The 16,453-nt window shown below is 59.8% G+C and carries 14 protein-coding genes and 1 pseudogene; 6 read left to right on the top strand and 9 right to left on the bottom strand.

Annotated features, from left to right (window positions below; all coding sequences use genetic code 11):
- Positions 1-135: 135 nt before the first annotated feature.
- The 3 genes from FEE99_RS26500 to FEE99_RS26490 form a co-directional block, all read right to left on the bottom strand.
- Complete coding sequence (locus tag FEE99_RS26500; protein ID WP_041479879.1) at positions 136-1,050, bottom strand: glutamate/aspartate ABC transporter substrate-binding protein; 915 nt, start codon at positions 1,048-1,050, stop codon at positions 136-138.
- 271 nt (positions 1,051-1,321) lie between these two features.
- Positions 1,322-1,732, bottom strand: a complete 411-nt coding sequence (locus FEE99_RS26495) for a hypothetical protein (protein WP_041479878.1) — start codon at positions 1,730-1,732, stop codon at positions 1,322-1,324.
- On the bottom strand, positions 1,729-3,081 hold the full coding sequence (locus FEE99_RS26490; protein ID WP_041479877.1) for an MFS transporter: 1,353 nt from the start codon (positions 3,079-3,081) through the stop codon (positions 1,729-1,731). Before FEE99_RS26490 ends, FEE99_RS26495 begins: the two co-directional genes overlap by 4 nt.
- 105 nt (positions 3,082-3,186) lie before the next feature.
- On the opposite strand from FEE99_RS26490, the gene FEE99_RS26485 reads away from it, so the two are divergent.
- Entirely contained in the window at positions 3,187-4,074 is an 888-nt protein-coding gene (locus tag FEE99_RS26485; protein ID WP_041480030.1) for a LysR family transcriptional regulator, read from the top strand.
- An 86-nt stretch (positions 4,075-4,160) separates the two neighbouring features.
- Here the strand turns inward: FEE99_RS26485 and glpD are convergent, their stop codons facing one another.
- From glpD to FEE99_RS26465, 4 genes are all read right to left on the bottom strand, one after another.
- The gene (gene glpD / locus FEE99_RS26480) at positions 4,161-5,696 is read right to left on the bottom strand and encodes a glycerol-3-phosphate dehydrogenase (RefSeq protein ID WP_041479876.1); all 1,536 of its coding nucleotides are present in this window, start codon (positions 5,694-5,696) and stop codon (positions 4,161-4,163) included.
- 247 nt (positions 5,697-5,943) lie between these two features.
- Positions 5,944-6,699, bottom strand: a complete 756-nt coding sequence (locus FEE99_RS26475; RefSeq protein WP_007953179.1) for a DeoR/GlpR family transcriptional regulator — start codon at positions 6,697-6,699, stop codon at positions 5,944-5,946.
- 95 nt (positions 6,700-6,794) lie between these two features.
- Positions 6,795-8,297 carry a glycerol kinase GlpK gene (gene glpK, locus FEE99_RS26470; RefSeq protein ID WP_024014162.1) on the bottom strand — a complete coding sequence of 501 codons (1,503 nt, stop codon included), beginning with the start codon at positions 8,295-8,297 and terminating at the stop codon, positions 6,795-6,797.
- Positions 8,298-8,374: 77 nt separating this feature from the next.
- Positions 8,375-9,226: an MIP/aquaporin family protein gene (locus tag FEE99_RS26465; RefSeq protein WP_041479875.1), complete on the bottom strand. Its 852-nt coding sequence runs from the start codon at positions 9,224-9,226 to the stop codon at positions 8,375-8,377.
- A 351-nt stretch (positions 9,227-9,577) separates the two neighbouring features.
- On the opposite strand from FEE99_RS26465, the pseudogene ybaK reads away from it, so the two are divergent.
- Positions 9,578-10,047 (top strand): annotated as a pseudogene (gene ybaK, locus FEE99_RS26460) (Cys-tRNA(Pro) deacylase).
- 99 nt (positions 10,048-10,146) lie between these two features.
- Complete coding sequence (locus tag FEE99_RS26455) at positions 10,147-10,929, top strand: PhzF family phenazine biosynthesis protein (RefSeq protein WP_041479873.1); 783 nt, start codon at positions 10,147-10,149, stop codon at positions 10,927-10,929.
- Between the two features lie 108 nt (positions 10,930-11,037).
- Here the strand turns inward: FEE99_RS26455 and FEE99_RS26450 are convergent, their stop codons facing one another.
- The gene (locus FEE99_RS26450; protein ID WP_041479872.1) at positions 11,038-12,147 is read right to left on the bottom strand and encodes an ABC transporter ATP-binding protein; all 1,110 of its coding nucleotides are present in this window, start codon (positions 12,145-12,147) and stop codon (positions 11,038-11,040) included.
- Positions 12,144-13,064 carry an ornithine carbamoyltransferase gene (gene argF, locus FEE99_RS26445; RefSeq protein WP_041479871.1) on the bottom strand — a complete coding sequence of 307 codons (921 nt, stop codon included), beginning with the start codon at positions 13,062-13,064 and terminating at the stop codon, positions 12,144-12,146. The genes FEE99_RS26450 and argF overlap by 4 nt, the downstream gene beginning before the upstream one ends.
- Before the next feature lie 405 nt (positions 13,065-13,469).
- On the opposite strand from argF, the gene FEE99_RS26440 reads away from it, so the two are divergent.
- From FEE99_RS26440 to grxD, 3 genes are all read left to right on the top strand, one after another.
- On the top strand, positions 13,470-13,760 hold the full coding sequence (locus FEE99_RS26440; protein WP_041479870.1) for a hypothetical protein: 291 nt from the start codon (positions 13,470-13,472) through the stop codon (positions 13,758-13,760).
- Between the two features lie 135 nt (positions 13,761-13,895).
- Positions 13,896-16,001 (top strand): molybdopterin oxidoreductase family protein, encoded by a 2,106-nt coding sequence (locus FEE99_RS26435; protein ID WP_041479869.1) that lies wholly within the window; start codon positions 13,896-13,898, stop codon positions 15,999-16,001.
- A gap of 97 nt (positions 16,002-16,098) precedes the next feature.
- Positions 16,099-16,440, top strand: coding sequence for a Grx4 family monothiol glutaredoxin (gene grxD, locus FEE99_RS26430; protein ID WP_016773402.1), 342 nt, complete (start codon positions 16,099-16,101; stop codon positions 16,438-16,440).
- Positions 16,441-16,453 lie beyond the last annotated feature (13 nt).

The raw sequence follows: 16,453 nt of genomic DNA, 5'->3' as shown, positions 1-16,453 counted from the left end.
TCTTTTTTCAAAGACCGGGCACACGCGATCGGCTCGACAGCCACCGGTTCGAGTGTTTCCAGAAAAATGCCAGCAGGGAGTGACCATCCCCTGAAAAGGCAGGCGCCTCCTCAGGGGATAAGGTTAGTCAGAAAATCAGGACTTCTTGTCGTCAGCCGCTTTGTCGGTCGGATTGGCGATCAGCGCCTTGAGCTCGTCGCTCATCGGGAAGTTCAGGTTCAGGCCTTTTGGCGGAATCGGCTGCATGAACCACTTCTCGTAGATCTTGTTGATTTCGCCCGAAGCGTAAGTGGCCTTGATCGCGTCATCCACAGCCTTTTTGAACGGCTCGTCGCCTTTGCGCATCATGCAGCCGTAGATTTCGTACGACTGTGGCGTGCCGGTCACTTCCCAATCGGCGGCTTTCTTGGCCTTGGCGGCTTCGCCGGCCAGCAGTGCGTCATCCATCATGAAGGCAACGGCACGGCCCGATTCCAGCATCTGGAAGGACTCGCCGTGGTCTTTGGCGGAGATGACGTTCATGCCCATCTGCTTGTCGGCGTTCATCGCCTTGAGGATGCGCTCGGAGGTGGTGCCGGCGGTGGTTACGACGTTCTTGCCTTTCAGATCGTCGAAATCCTTGTACTTGGAGTCTTTCTTGGACAGCAGACGAGTGCCGATTTCGAAAATGCCGACGGAGAAGTCGACCTGCTGCTGACGCTCGACGTTGTTGGTGGTCGAACCGCACTCGACGTCCACGGTGCCGTTCTGCACCAGCGGGATACGGGTCTGCGAGGTGACGAGGTTGTATTTGACTTGCAGGTTCGGCAGGTCGAGGTCTTTCTTGATCGCGTCGACGATCTTCATCTGGATATCGTGCGAGTAGCCGACCGGCTTGCCGGACGCATCAGCGATGTAGGAGAACGGAATGGAGGCGTCACGGTGGCCCAGGGTGATGACACCGGACTCTTTGATCTTCTTCAGGGTGCCGGTGAGTTCGGCGGCGAAAACTGGCGTGCTGATCAGAGCGGCAGCAATGGCTGCGCCCAGGATATGGGGAACGATGCGCATCAAATTTTCCTCGACATTGTTTTTTTTATGGAGCCAGTTTGTCGGCCCTTTTTGTGCTTCGAATGCCTGACGGCTCCTGAAGTGCTGGCACAGCAGGCATTCGTCGAGAGAGTGTAGAGCATGACTCGTGCCAGAGCAGTCGAAGTCCGTTAACCGGTTGTTTTATAACGTTATTAAAGTTTTATGGCGGTAATTTTATGAAGGTATGATCCGGTTAACCGAATCGACTGTGGAGTCGTGTTCGGAAAACCGAATATCTTGTGGCCTGGTCTCAGACTTGCCGGCTCAGTGGCGTTTCATGCAAATACACCCACTTCACCCCTTCAGTTTGTCCGCTCAGGATCGCCACTGCGACCCGCGAGTGTTGAGCGCCGTCCAAGCGTTGGGTTTCGACGTAGCTCACAGCCAGCATGTCGTCCTCCTGCCACACCGTGTGCAAATCACTGATCTCGATATCGAGTCCCGCCTTGGCGCCTACGGCTCCTTTGAACAGTTGTTCTACTTCGACGCGGGTCAATGCGTCCCCCGAAATACCAACCATGCTGAAATCCTCAGCAAATGCCTGCATCAACGGCTCGATGCTCGCGGCGCCAGCACCGTCGGCATCAGTGAATACCCGAAGGATCAGCTCGTGGACGTGGTGGATACTGTGTTCGGCCTGTTCGATCAGATCGTATGTCATGGGCGTTCCTTCGCAGGGGGCAGTTGATTCATCTGCAGCAACGGCAGCAGCCCGACCAGCGCGGCAATTGCGAAGGTCGCGTGATAGGCCGGCGTGGTGCCGAGCGTCGGGAGCAGCACGTTGAAGATCATCAGAAACAGTGCGGCGCCGAGGCTGAAAGACATCTGCCGATTGATGTTCCAGATGACACTGGCCTTGTGCGTATCGCCGCCGGTGAAGTCCATCAGTGAGGTAGTTTGCGCGGTATTGGCACCGATGCCACCGCCAATGCCCATCAGGCTGTAGGCGATCATGATGAGCCAAAGATCAGTTGGCGCATTGACCAGCACCAGGGTGGCGATGCCGGCGCTGTGCAACAGCATGCCGAGGGTGAACAGGCGTCTGGCGCCGATCCGGTTGTAGACGCGACCGCAAAGGATCATTGCGATGAACGCACCGATGGCATAGAGGATCATGAACATTCCGGTCAGCCGGGCGCTGAAGTGCAGGGTGTTCTGCAAAAAGAAAATACTCATCAGGTTGACACCGGTGAACACCCCCGGAATTGCGTAATAGATGAAGATCGAGGTGCTGAGTTTTCTGCTCCTGAGCAGGCTCAAGTCGATGATCGCGTTACTGCAGCGGCGGTAATGCAGCAGATACAGCGCGATGAATGTCAGGCCCGCGATGACAAAACCCAGCGCTGCCAGCGGTGGGTAATCGCCGCCGTACAGCGACATACCCATCAGCAAACTGGCGAGCACCGCGCTGACCAGCAACAGGCCTTTGATGTCCGGACGCTGAAGCTCGGCGGGTTTGCCTTCCCTGATCCACCACCACGACAGCCCGGCGGCAAGCAGCGAAAACGGGAGGGTGCTGTAGAACACCCAGCGCCAGGAGCTGATGTCGACAATGAGGCCGCCGACGGTGGGTGACATCGCCGGGGCAATCAGGGCAACGGCCATGATCAGCGTGGATATTTTCGCGCGTTGCTCGCCATGAAAAAGATTGAACGTCAGTGCCTGTCCGACCGGGATCAACAAGCCGCCGCCGATGCCCTGAACGAAGCGCCAGATCACCAGTTCATGGAAGCTGTCGGCCTGGCCGCACAGCCACACCGAGCCACTGAATACCAGCATTGAAGCGGTGAGGATTTCACGACTGCCAAAACGCGCGGCCAGCCAGGTGCTCAGCGCAATGATCAACGTCAGTCCGAGGATGTACGCGTTGGCGACCCACGCCACCGAAGCGCTGCTGACCTGCAAGGTAGCTGACAGACTGGGCAGCGCCACCGCCGACATGAAGATGTTGATGCAATCGATAAAGAAGCCGAGCAGGAAAATCGACGCGACTTTATAGCGGTAACTCATGGTGTTTCCCCTTTGTCGTCGAGCATAGGGGCGATAGACTCCGACCGTCGATGCAATGGAGCTGAACACAATGTTTGAAGGGATTGAACCGTGACTCAGGGCGCTCTGCACACGCACTTGAACCGGGTGCAGACGTTTCTGGCGATTGCCGAACTGGGTTCTTTTACCAAGGCTGCCAGCCATCTGAATCTCAGCCGGGCCATGGTCAGTCTGCACATCAAGGCCCTGGAGGCAGCGTTGTCGACCAGCCTGTTGCTGCGCAACAGTCGTGCCGTGACCCTGACCGAGGCCGGGCAAAGCTTTTACAATGAATTCAAAACCATCGTTGCCGATATCGACACAGCGTTTGACAGGGTATTGCACCGCACAAACCGCGTTTCGGGAACGCTGCGGATCAGTTCCACCAGTGAATACGGCGAGCGATTCATCCTGCCGCTGATTCCGCTGTTCGCCGAGCGTTATCCCGACATCCGCCTGTGCTACGACTTCAACTCCTCGCTCAATGATCTGCTTGCCGACCGGCTCGATCTGGTGGTTCGCCTGGGCAACCTGGCGGACTCGGCTTTCAAGAGCCGGAAACTGGCCGACTATGAAATTGTGCTGGTGGCTACTGAAGGGTTTCTGCTCCGCTACCCGGTAAAAACACCGCAGGATCTCAATGCCGTGCCGTGGATTGCCAACAGCAATCTGTTGGCGCCGACGCAGTGGGTTTTACGCGATGGTGTGGGGGAAGCAGTCGAAATCAATGGTAGCCGTCATTTCCAATCGAATTCATCGACTGCGATTCGTTCGATGACCTTGTCGTCGCTGGGCGTGTCGGTGCTGCCGGCGTGGATGGTTGAAGACGATACGGACCGTGGGCATCTGGTACGTGTGCTGCCGGAATACTCGCTGCCCTCACAGCCGATCAGCCTGGTGTTTGCGGACACGCCGCACCTGCCGCCCAAGTCGCGGGTGTTTATCGATTTTCTTTTGGCACATTTAGGCTCGTGAGGGAGTGGAGCCGGGCCTTGCGGGCATAGCAAAAAGCCCCTGAATCTTGCGATTCAGGGGCTTTCGTTCAAACGATAGGGCGAAGATCAAGCCGCCTCGATCTTCCGGTTCTGCTCAACCTTGCCCAGATACGTCGACAGCTTCTGCTGTTGCTCCGCTGTGGTGAACAAGCCTAGCTTGGTGCGGCGCCACAGGATGTCGTGCGCCGTAGTGGCCCACTCTTCGCTGCACAGGTAATCGACTTCGCGGGTGTAGAGCCCGCCGCCGATGTGCTCACCCATGTCGGCCAGGCTTTCCACGCCTTCAAGCATGCGCCAGGTGCGGCTGCCGTAGGTGACGGCCCAGCGCCGGGCGATTTCGGTCGGGACGAAATCGAACTTGTCGCGAATCCGCGCGCTCAGGGCCTCTGGCGTGGTCATGTCTTCGCCGCCGGGCAGGGTGGCGGTCGCGGTCCAGCTCGGGCGCATCTGGGTGAAGAACGGCATCAACTGCGCCATCGCCGACTCGGCGAGCTTGCGGTAAGTGGTCAGCTTGCCGCCGAACACCGACAGCAGCGGCGCTTCCTCGGCGTTGCCCGACAGCGCCAGGGTGTAATCGCGGGTGACGGCCGACGGATTGTCGGACTCGTCGTTGCACAGCGGCCGAACGCCCGAGTAGCTGTGCAGGATGTCTTCGCGGCTGAGCTGCTTCTTGAAGTGGGCGTTGACCACTTTCAGCACGTAATCGGTTTCGCCTTCGGTGATCGCTACTTTCGCCGGGTCGCCGGTGTACTCGCGGTCGGTAGTGCCGATCAGGGTGAAGTGGTTCAGGTACGGAATAGTGAAAACGATGCGCTGATCTTCGTTTTGCAGAATATGCGCATGTTCGCCTTCGTACAGTTTCGGCACGATGATGTGGCTGCCCTGGATCAGACGGATGCCATACGGCGATTCCATCTTCAGGTCGTCACGGATGAACTTGGCCACCCATGGGCCGGCGGCGTTGACCAGTGCCTTGGCGGTGATCGAAAACAAACTGCCGTCGGCGCGCTCCAGATGCAGATGCCACAAACCTTTGGTGCGGCGGGCACTGACACAGCGGGTCTGGGTATGCACATGCGCGCCTTTTTCACGGGCGGCCATGGCGTTCAGGACCACGAGGCGGGCGTCATCGACCCAGCAATCGGAGTATTCGAAGCCTTTCTTGATTTCGCTTTTCAGCGCGCTGTCGGCGCCGAACTTCAGGCTTTTCGAACCTGGCAGCTTTTCGCGTTTGCCAAGGTTGTCGTAGAGGAACAGGCCGGCACGAATCATCCACGCCGGACGCAGGTGCGGGCGGTGTGGCAGGACGAAACGCATCGGTTTGACGATGTGCGGCGCCTTGGCCAGCAACACTTCACGCTCGGCGAGCGCTTCACGCACCAGACGGAATTCGTAATGTTCCAGATAGCGCAGGCCACCGTGGATCAGCTTGCTGCTCGCCGACGAGGTGTGGCTGGCCAAGTCGTCTTTTTCGCAAAGGAACACCGAAAGACCGCGACCGGCGGCATCCGCTGCGATCCCCACGCCGTTGATCCCGCCGCCAATCACGGCAACGTCATAGATCTCGGAGAGAGGGGGCGTACGCAAGGTAGAGGTGGACATCGGCTGGCCTCGGTTCTTTTGATTTTGTCTTGGAAATCGAACATAAATGTTCATTTGCGAAAATGGTAGCCCATAAACACGCGCGCAGCCAGTCGCGTTCGATTGAAAAAACTCATCGAAGGGCCGAGAAAGGAAAATATCCGAACATTAAAAGCAAAAGATCGCAGCCTTCGGCAGCTCCTACATGAGGAATGCATTCCAGATGCAGGAGCTGCCGAAGGCTGCGATCTTTTGATGCCTGGAAGCGTTAAACGACTTCCAGACGAATCTTGTGCTGACTCAGCAATTGCGCCAGCGCCGGTACCGGCTGCTGATCGGTGACCAGGCAATCGATCAGGCTGATCGGCCCCAGTCGAATCATCGCGTTACGCCCGAACTTGCTTGAGTCCGCCGCCAGAATCACCTGCCGCGCATTGGCAATGATCGCTTGGGAAACGCGAACTTCCTGATAATCGAAGTCGAGCAGGCTGCCGTCCTCATCGATCCCGCTGATCCCGACCAAGGCGAAATCGACCTTGAACTGATTGATGAAGTCCACGCTCGCCTGACCGACCACACCGCCGTCGCGGCGCACGTTGCCGCCGGTCAGCAGTACATCGAAATCATCCTTGGCGCTGAGCATCGAGGCGACGTGCAGGTTGTTGGTGATGATCTTCAGGTGACTGTGATTGAGCAGGGCGCGAGCGATCGATTCGGTGGTCGTACCGATATTGATGAACAGCGAGGCGTGATCGGGGATCTGCGCGGCGATGGCTTCACCGATGCGTTGCTTTTCATCGCGCATCTGATCGGCACGCATGGCATACGCGGTGTTTTCGACACTGGAATCGTAAGCGGCGCCACCGTGGTAGCGACGCAGCAGATTGGCTTCCGCGAGCTGGTTGATGTCGCGGCGGATGGTTTGCGGGGTGACAACGAACAGCGTGGCCATTTCCTCGATGCTCACATAGCCGCGTTCGCGGACCAGCTCGAGGATTTGCTGCTGACGGGGAGGCAGATTCATGGGGCTTCCTTTGGGCTGCCAAGCAAAATTTGCCCATGATGCCGCAGGAATCTGCTCCCTACCAGTTAGATACCCTTCTGGAACTGCACGTTGGCTTATTCGGCGTCCTCGCGCGCCCAGTCACGGGTGCGGCTGACGGCTTTTTTCCAGCCTTTGTAGAGTTTCTCTTTCTCGGTTTCGTCAAGGCTCGGTTCGAACTCGCGCTCGATCACTGCCTTGCCGCGCAGCTCTTCCAGGCTGCCCCAGAAACCGCACGCCAGACCGGCCAGATAAGCCGCGCCGAGTGCGGTGGTTTCGCGCATTTGCGGGCGTTCGACCTGGGTGCCGAGGATGTCGGCCTGGAACTGCATGAGGAAGTTGTTCGCCACCGCACCGCCGTCCACGCGCAGAGCTTTGAGGCGTTCGCCGGAATCCTGTTGCATGGCGTCGAGTACGTCGCGGGTCTGGTAGGCGATCGACTCCAGCGCGGCGCGGATGATGTGATCCACACGTACGCCGCGCGTCAGGCCGAACAGTGCGCCACGGGCATACGGGTCCCAGTACGGCGCGCCGAGACCGGTGAACGCCGGCACCAGATACACGCCGTTGCTGTCCTTGACCTTGTTGGCAAAGTATTCGGTGTCGTGGGCGTCGTTGACGATTTTCAGTTCATCACGCAGCCACTGCACGGTCGAACCGCCGTTGAACACGGCACCTTCCAGAGCATAAGCCACTTCGCCGCGCGGGCCGCAGGCGATGGTGGTGAGCATGCCGTGCTGGGATTTCACCGCTTTGTCGCCGGTGTTCATCAGCAGGAAGCAACCGGTGCCGTAGGTGTTTTTCGCCTGGCCCGGCTCGACGCACATCTGCCCGAACAGTGCCGCTTGCTGGTCGCCAGCGATACCGCCGATGGCGATGCCGCTCTTGGTGCGACCGTAGATTTCCGAGGACGCTTTGACTTCCGGGAGCATCTCGCGCGGGATGTCGAGGATCTCCAGCATCTTCGAGTCCCACTCCAGCGAGTGAATGTTGAAGAGCATGGTGCGCGAGGCGTTGGTGTAGTCGGTGACGTGCACCTTGCCGCCGGTGAATTTCCAGATCAGCCAGCTATCGACGGTGCCGAACAGCAGCTCGCCGTTGCGCGCACGCTCGCGGCTGCCTTCGACGTTGTCGAGGATCCACTTCAGTTTGGTGCCGGAGAAGTACGGGTCGGTGACCAGGCCGGTGGTGTCGCGGATGTAGTCTTCGTGGCCATCGCGCTTGAGCTGCTGGCAGATCTCGGTGCTGCGGCGGCACTGCCAGACGATCGCGTTATACACGGGGCGGCCGGTGGTCTTGTCCCAGACCACGGTGGTTTCACGCTGGTTGGTGATACCGATCGCGGCAACCTGGTCGTGGTGCAGGCCGGCCTGGGCCAGCGCTTCAACCATCACCGCGCTCTGGGTGGCGAAGATTTCCATCGGGTCGTGCTCGACCCAACCGGCCTGCGGGTAATGCTGAACGAATTCGCGCTGCGCGGTGCAGACTACGTTCGCGTCGCGGTCGAAGATGATCGCGCGCGAACTGGTCGTACCCTGATCAAGGGCAATGATGTAGTTCTTGTTCTGAATGTCGGTCATGTCGATTGCCTTGGACGAAAAAAACGAGAGTGGGCCGTGGCGCCGGCTCGGATGGGCAGGAGCCGGCGCCGACTGTTTCAAGAAGTTCTTGGTTTGCCGTCAATGGCCGGTTCTGCATCCTTTGTAGCAGGTGTGGCGCCGGTCAGGTGTCGGGCAATCAGCCCGCGATACCCGGCAGCGCCGAGGCAGGCACCGACAATCGGTGCAAAAATCGGAATCAGGAAATAAGGGATATCACGACCACCGGTGAAGGAAATTTCACCCCAACCGGTAAAGAAAGTCATCAGTTTCGGACCGAAGTCACGCGCAGGGTTCATCGCGAAACCGGTCAGCGGGCCCATCGCACTGCCGATCACGGCGATCAGCAGACCGATCAGCAGCGGCGCCATCGGGCCGCGTGGCAGGCCGTTGTTGTCATCGGTCAGGGCCATGATTACGCCCATCAGGATCGCGGTGATGATCATCTCGACCAGAAAGGCCTGGGCCGTCGACAGCACCGGGTTCGGGTAGGTCGAGAACACCGACGCCAATTCAAGGCTGGCGGCCGAGCCACGAATCATCTGGTGGGTTTGTTCGTAATCGAAGAACAGATTGCTGTAGAGCGTGTAGACCAGCAATGCGCCGCAGAAGGCGCCGGCAATCTGCGAAAGGATGTAGAACGGCAGTTTGCGCTTTTCGAAGTCAGCGAAGATTGCCAGAGCAATGCTCACGGCCGGATTCAGGTGCGCGCCGGAGACCCCGGCGGTGAGGTAGATCGCCATGCTCACGCCGACGCCCCAGATGATGCTGATCTCCCACAGGCCGAAGCTGGCACCTGCGACTTTGAGCGCGGCGACACAACCGGTGCCGAAGAAGATCAGAAGGGCGGTGCCCAGAAACTCGGCCATGCATTGGCCGGAAAGCGATGGTTGCGGTAAAGCAGCTGTCATTGAAAACCTCGGTTCTTTTTCTTGTGTGGCGCCTTGCCAACGGAGCAGGGCGCGATCTTCACCGGGTCGGAATCCCCATTCGGTTCCCGGGTTACTGCTGGGTACTGCGTTAAGCATGATTCTTACATTATTCAGATTCGAAAAAATATAGACAAGAAACAAACCTGTCAAAGGTCGAAAGTGAACCGCCGGTCACAATAAAACTATTCGCCGTGTGAATGATCAGCGCGGCGATCAGCTTGAATGCAGCGCGAAGCCACGGGATTCGCGGCTTGGAATAGAGCCTTTTGCCCAACGATGACCTAGAATCTGCCGCAGGTTTTTTCAAAGATTGCCGAACCCGGAGCTGCCATGACCCCAGCGTTGGACTTGTTGAAAAAGTTCGTGCCGAACATCGCGTGCACAGTTACGAACATGATCCGAAAGCCGCGTCCTATGGGCTGGAGGCGGCGGAGAAGCTCGGGCTCGAACCGGCGCAAGTGTTCAAAACCTTGCTGGCCGCCAGTGAAAAAGGCGAACTGCTGGTGGCTGTGGTGCCGGTCGTCGGAACGCTCGACCTCAAGGGCCTGGCCCATGCCGCTGGAGTGAAGAAAGCCGAAATGGCTGACCCGGCTGCCGCGCAACGCTCTACCGGCTACCTGTTGGGCGGCATCAGCCCGCTCGGGCAGAAGAAACGCCTGCGCACCTTCATCGACAATTCCGCTCAGGGGTTCGCGACTATCTATGTGAGTGCCGGGCGGCGAGGACTGGAAGTGGAATTGGCACCGGCGGTGCTGGCCGAGCACACCCAGGCGCAGTTCGCCGATATCGGCCGGGCTTAAAATGCGCGCCGGCTGTATGAAGAAAAAATTGCGCTTCTGTCACTGGCACTGATCCGGGCCGCCGATGCATGCTCGGTCGACCAATTCAGGGAGAAAATCATGCAGCTTGCGTTTCATCAGGTCGACGCGTTCAGTGATCGGCCGTTCAGTGGCAACCCGGCGATGGTCTATCGGCTCGACAGCTGGCTGGCCGATGACTTGATGCAGAAGATCGCCGCCGAACACAACCTGGCGGAGACTGCGTTTCTGGTGCGCGAAGGGCAGGCCTGGCATATCCGCTGGTTCACTCCGACTACTGAAGTGCCGCTGTGCGGGCATGCGACCCTGGCCAGCGCGTTTGTACTGTTCGAAATCTATAAGGAAAGCGCCGAGCGCATCGACTTCATCTGCAAGTCCGGGCCGCTGAGTGTCAGCCGCGAAGGCGACCGGCTGTGGCTGGATTTCCCGACCATCGTGCCTTCGGAAATCGGCGTGACGCTGGATGTCGAGCGGGCGCTGGGTGTCGAGGCTGTTGATGTGCTCGGCTCCAACGAACTGTTCGTGGTGCTGGAATCGGAGCAGGCCGTGCTCGACTGCAAACCGGACATGGCGGCGCTGGCGAAACTGCCATGGCTGGGCGCAATCGTCACCGCGCGTGGCAACCAGCATGATTTCGTCTCGCGCTATTTCGCCCCGGCGATCGGTATCAATGAAGACCCGGTGACCGGTTCGACGCATTGCAGCCTGATTCCGTACTGGTCCAAGCGTCTGGGCAAAACGAACCTGACCGCTTGCCAGCGCTCGGCGCGGGGCGGCGAGTTGTTCTGTCGGCTGGAAGGTGAGCGGGTGAAGATTGGCGGCAATGCGACGCTGGTGGCCAGCGGTACCCTTCATCTGAGCTGATCGCAATCCCCCGTGTAGGAGCTGCCGAAGGCTGCGATCTTTTGATCTTGATCTTGAAAGTCAAAAGATCGCAGCCTTCGGCAGCTCCTACACGAGAATGGTGTTCGATCAGAAGCTGGTGCTGAACCGACGGACGCCGTTTTCCACCGCCGGAATCTGCGCCGCCGTGCTGCCGGATGCCTGGAACAGCACCAGGTGATCCGCCGCTACGCGAATCCCGACCTGCGCGCCAACCAGATGATCGGCGTGGCTGGGGAAGATCGATTCCAGCTGCGCGCCGGTCGGCAGTTGCAGGCGATACAAGGTCGCCGCGCCGAGGAATGTCTTGCCGACAATCTGCGCCTTCAACGCGCTGTCCGGCGCGTAAACAATGTCATCCGGACGCAACAGCACATCCACCGCACCGCCAATCGGCCAGGTGTAAGCACGGTTGCCACGCAGTTCACCGAGTTCGGTCTGCACTGATTCCGGGGTGACGAGCTGGCCGCGAATGAAATAGCCCTGACCGATGAAACTGGCGACATACGGCGTCGCCGGTTCGTGATAGAGGTTGTAGGGCGTATCCCACTGTTCCAGCCGACCCTCCTTGAACACGCCAACGTGATCGCTGACGGCGAAGGCTTCTTCCTGATCGTGGGTGACCAGAATCGCACTGGTGCCACGGGCCTTGAGGATGTCGCGCACCTCATGGCTGAGCTTGCGGCGCAGTTCGCCATCGAGATTGGAGAACGGCTCGTCGAGCAGCAGCAACTGCGGCTCCGGCGCCAGGGCGCGGGCGAGGGCGACGCGCTGTTGCTGACCGCCGGACAGCTCGTGGGGGAAGCGCTTGCCGAGGTTTTTCAGGTTGACCAGTTCCAGCAGCTCTTCGACCACGCGCGCCTTGTTCGGGTGCTTGCGAATGCCGAAAGCGATGTTGTCGGCCACGCTCAGGTGCGGGAACAGCGCGTAGTCCTGAAACACCATGCCGATCCGGCGTTTCTCCGGCGCCAGGGTGAACCCGGCACTGGACAGGGTTTCGCCACCGAGGGTGATTTCGCCTTCATGCACCGGTTCGAAACCGGCGATTGCGCGCAGGGTGGTGGTCTTGCCGCAGCCGGACGAGCCGAGCAGGCAGCCGATGTCGCCGGCGTTGAGGTGCAGATTGAGGTTCTGCACCACGCGTTGATCTTGGTAGCCGCAAGCGAGGTTGCGCAGGTTCAGCAGTAATTCATGGCTCATGCGTGGTGATATGCCGGTTCAACGAGGAACTCGAGCAGGGCCTTCTGTGCGTGGAGACGGTTTTCTGCCTGATCCCAGGCGACGGAGCGCGGGTCATCGAGCAGGTCGAGACTGATTTCTTCGCCACGGTGCGCCGGCAGGCAGTGCATGAACAGCACGTCCTCGGCAGCGAGGTCGAGCAAGGCACGGTTGACCTGAAACGGCGCGAACAGCTTGAGGCGCTTGGCAGTTTCCTCTTCCTGGCCCATCGAAGTCCAGACGTCGGTGCTGACCAGATGCGCACCAAGCACGGCGTCTTGCGGATCGCGGACGATGGTCACGCGATCACCAGCCTGGGCGACGAATTCCGGGTTCGGCTCGTAGCCTTCCGGGCAGGCAACGCGCAACTGGAAGTCGAACTGGATCGCCGCTTCTATATAGCTGTTGCACATGTTGTTGCCGTCACCGATCCAGGCCACGGTCTTGCCCTGGATCGAGCCACGGTGCTCAAGGAAGGTCTGCATGTCGGCGAGCAACTGGCACGGGTGCAGATCATCGGACAGGCCGTTGATCACCGGCACCCGCGAGTTGGCGGCGAATTCGGTGAGGGTGCTGTGGGCGAAGGTGCGGATCATCACCGCATCGAGCATGCTCGACATGACGATGGCGCAGTCGCTGATCGGCTCGCCACGGCCCAGTTGGGTATCGCGCGGGGACAGGAAGATTGCCTGGCCGCCGAGCTGGATCATGCCGGCCTCGAAGGAGATCCGGGTACGGGTCGAGGATTTTTCGAAGATCATCCCCAGCACGCGGTTTTTCAGAGGCTCGAACAGTACGCCGCGGTTACGCAGGTCCTTGAGCTCAACGCCTCGACGGATCACGCTGACCAGCTCTTCGGGCGTGCAATCCATCAGGGAGAGAAAGTGCCTTGCGCTCATCATTGACTACCTTTTTGCTACAGACCGCAGATGCTCAAAGCCTTGTTTAACGGAACAACGGGCGAGACCTGCGGCGTAAGCCGCACGGGGCGACGAAATAGGGGAAGGCGCGATATTGACACTAAATGTCGCGTTTTTCCAATAGGGTACTTTTTCAGCGGGATTCGGAGCGCGGACCGAGCATTTCGATCACGCATGTTGAAGCCGGATTCAGTACAGCGGTGAGCCTCTTTGTACACTGGCGCCGCCGGGCTTGGCAATCCGCCGCGACGGCAACGCAGCGGTCCTGGTCGGTTTACGAACGCGGCGCCACCGATTCGCTTGGTCGGATGTTCAGACTGAAACATTTGCTAAAGCAAAGTGCTGGGTTATAAATAAGTTTCGAGCGACGCAGGAAGCCTCCGCATGGAATCGAAAGAACAACTGTTAATGGAGCTGCTGGGCCACACGGCTCGCTCTCTGACCCATCTCACCGCGTCAGTCACCTCGATGTCTTTCGAGTTGCTGCGCAGTGACGACGAAGTGGTCAAATCCGCCGGCCGACACATGATCGATCGCATGGCCACCATCAGCGCCGGGCTCGATGAGCATTGGCGGTTGATCGGCGAGCTCACCGGCGTCCACGTCGCCCACGAGCAGATCGAAACCATCCAGGAAATCCAGCTGGCCGCACCGCCGCAGTTGCCTTCGAACTGATCGCGACGGTTTATCGGCTGCCCTGATAACCGTCGATTCACGAGACGAACGTCGCTGGCGCCTGCTCCGCGCACGGGCCATAGTTTTGTTCCCGCGGGCGTGATTGCCCGCCCCCGAACAAGACAGAGACTGGCCATGACCAAGACTCTTCACCACCGTGCGTGCCACCTGTGCGAAGCCATTTGCGGGCTGACCATCGAAACTACGGAAACCGATGGCGATGTCGCGATCACCTCGATCAAGGGCGATTCCCTCGACACCTTCAGCCGCGGCCATATCTGCCCGAAAGCCGTGGCTCTGCAAGACATTCAAAACGATCCCGACCGGCTGCGGCAGCCAATGCGCCGCGTCGGCAGCGAATGGCTGCCGATCGAATGGGACGAGGCGTTTGCGCTGGTGGCCGAGAAACTCGCGGCGATTCAGGAACGTCACGGCCAGAACGCCGTTGCGGTGTATCAGGGCAACCCAAGCGTGCACAACTACGGCCTGATGACCCACAGCAATTACTTCCTGGGGTTGCTGAAAACCCGCAATCGTTATTCGGCCACTTCAGTCGATCAATTGCCGCATCACCTCAGCAGCTATCTGATGTACGGCCACGGTCTGCTGTTGCCGATCCCGGACATCGACCACACCGATTTCATGCTGATTCTCGGCGGCAATCCGCTGGCGTCCAACGGCAGCATCATGACCGTGCCGGATGTCGAGAAGCGCCTGAAGGCAATTCAGGCACGTGGCGGCAAAGTGGTGGTGGTCGATCCGCGCCGCAGCGAAACCGCAGCGATGGCCGATCAACATGTATTCGTTCGCCCGGGCGGCGATGCGGCGCTGTTGTTCGGCATGCTCAATACGCTGTTCAGCGAAGGCCTGACCCGCGACAGCCATTTGCCGGTCGATGGCCTGGATGAGGTGCGCAACGCCGTGGCGGCGTTCAGCGCAGAAGCCATGAGCCCACTTTGCGCGGTGCCTGCCGAGCAGATTCGGCAACTCGCCCGCGACTTCGCTGCCGCGCCAAGCGCCGTCTGCTATGGACGCATGGGCGTTTCGACCCAGGCCTTCGGTACCTTGTGTCATTGGGTGGTGCAGTTGATCAACCTGGTCACCGGCAACCTCGACCGCGTTGGTGGTGCCCTGTGCACCGAGCCAGCGGTGGACCTGGTGGCGTCGACCTCGGGCGGGCATTTCAACAAATGGCAGAGCCGCGTTTCCGGGCGTCCTGAATACGGCGGCGAGTTGCCGGTCTCGGCGCTGGCCGAAGAAATGCTCACCGACGGCGAGGGGCAGATCCGCGCGCTGATCACCGTGGCCGGCAACCCGGTGTTGTCGACACCCAACGGCCGGCAACTGGAACAGGCGCTGGACGGCCTCGACTTCATGCTCAGCATCGACCTGTACATCAACGAAACCACGCGCTATGCCGATCTGATCCTGCCGTCGACCTCGGCGCTGGAAAACGATCACTACGACACCACTTTCAACCTGTTTGCGGTGCGTAACGTGACCCGCTTCAATCGCGCGATCCTCGCCAAGCCCGAGGGTGCGCTGCACGACTGGGAGATCTTCGTCGGTTTGGCCAAGGCCTTCGCCGAGAAAACCGGCAAGGAGCTGAAACCGACGATGCCGCCGGCGAAGATGATCGACATGGGCCTGCGCATGGGCCGCTACGGCGATGCGTCCGAGCACAAGTTGTCGTTGGCGACGCTGTTCGATCATCCGCATGGCGTGGATCTGGGTGCGCTGAAACCGAATCTGGCATCACGTCTGAAAACGCCGAATCAGCGTATCCAGGCCGCACCGCCGGAAATTCTCGCTGACCTCGCTCGCTTTGCCGCGTTGCAGGCGCCGGCTGCCGATGAGTTGTTGATGATCGGCCGCCGCCATGTGCGCAGCAACAATTCGTGGATGCACAACTTCCATCGACTGGTGAAGGGCAAGCCGCGGCATCAGTTGCTGATGCACCCGGATGATCTGGCCAGCCGTGGCCTGGCCGACGGGCAACGGGTTCGGGTGAGTTCGCGGGTCGGGCAGATCGAGGTGGAAGTGCTCGCCAGTCTCGACATGATGAAAGGCGTGGTCAGCCTGCCCCACGGTTGGGGCCACGCGCGCCCGGGCGTGCAGATGGCGATTGCCAGCGGCCAGCCGGGGTCGAGCGCCAACGACCTGACCGACGAGTGCCAGCTTGACGAACTGTCGGGCAACGCGGCGTTGAACGGTGTGCCGGTGACAGTGGCGGCGGCTTGAGCGGGTCTGTCGGGGAGACCGAGCATGGCGCTCGGGATTCCGTTACAATGCGCCACCGTGCCGACCTCTGAGTCGGAAAGTTCAGCCGAGGTGCTCCATGGATATCATCGAAACGATTAAAGAGCAGATTGCCAACAACACCATTCTGCTTTACATGAAAGGCTCGCCGAATGCCCCGCAGTGCGGCTTCTCCGCAAAAGCTGCGCAAGCCGTGATGGCCTGTGGTGAAAAGTTCGCGTACGTGGACATCCTGCAGAACCCGGAAATCCGCGCCAACCTGCCAAAGTACGCCAACTGGCCGACTTTCCCGCAACTGTGGGTCGGCGGTGAGCTGGTCGGCGGCAGCGACATCATGACCGAGATGGCTGCAGACGGTTCGCTGCAAAGCACCATCAAGGCGGCTGTCGAAGCGGCAGCGGCGAACAAGTCCGAAGCCTGATTCTACGTTCATA

The organism is Pseudomonas sp. ef1 (assembly GCF_007293365.2).
GTDB classification, from domain to species: domain Bacteria; phylum Pseudomonadota; class Gammaproteobacteria; order Pseudomonadales; family Pseudomonadaceae; genus Aquipseudomonas; species Aquipseudomonas siliginis.
Note: the sequence above shows the minus strand (reverse complement) of the source record. Positions and strands in the feature narration are given on the sequence as shown.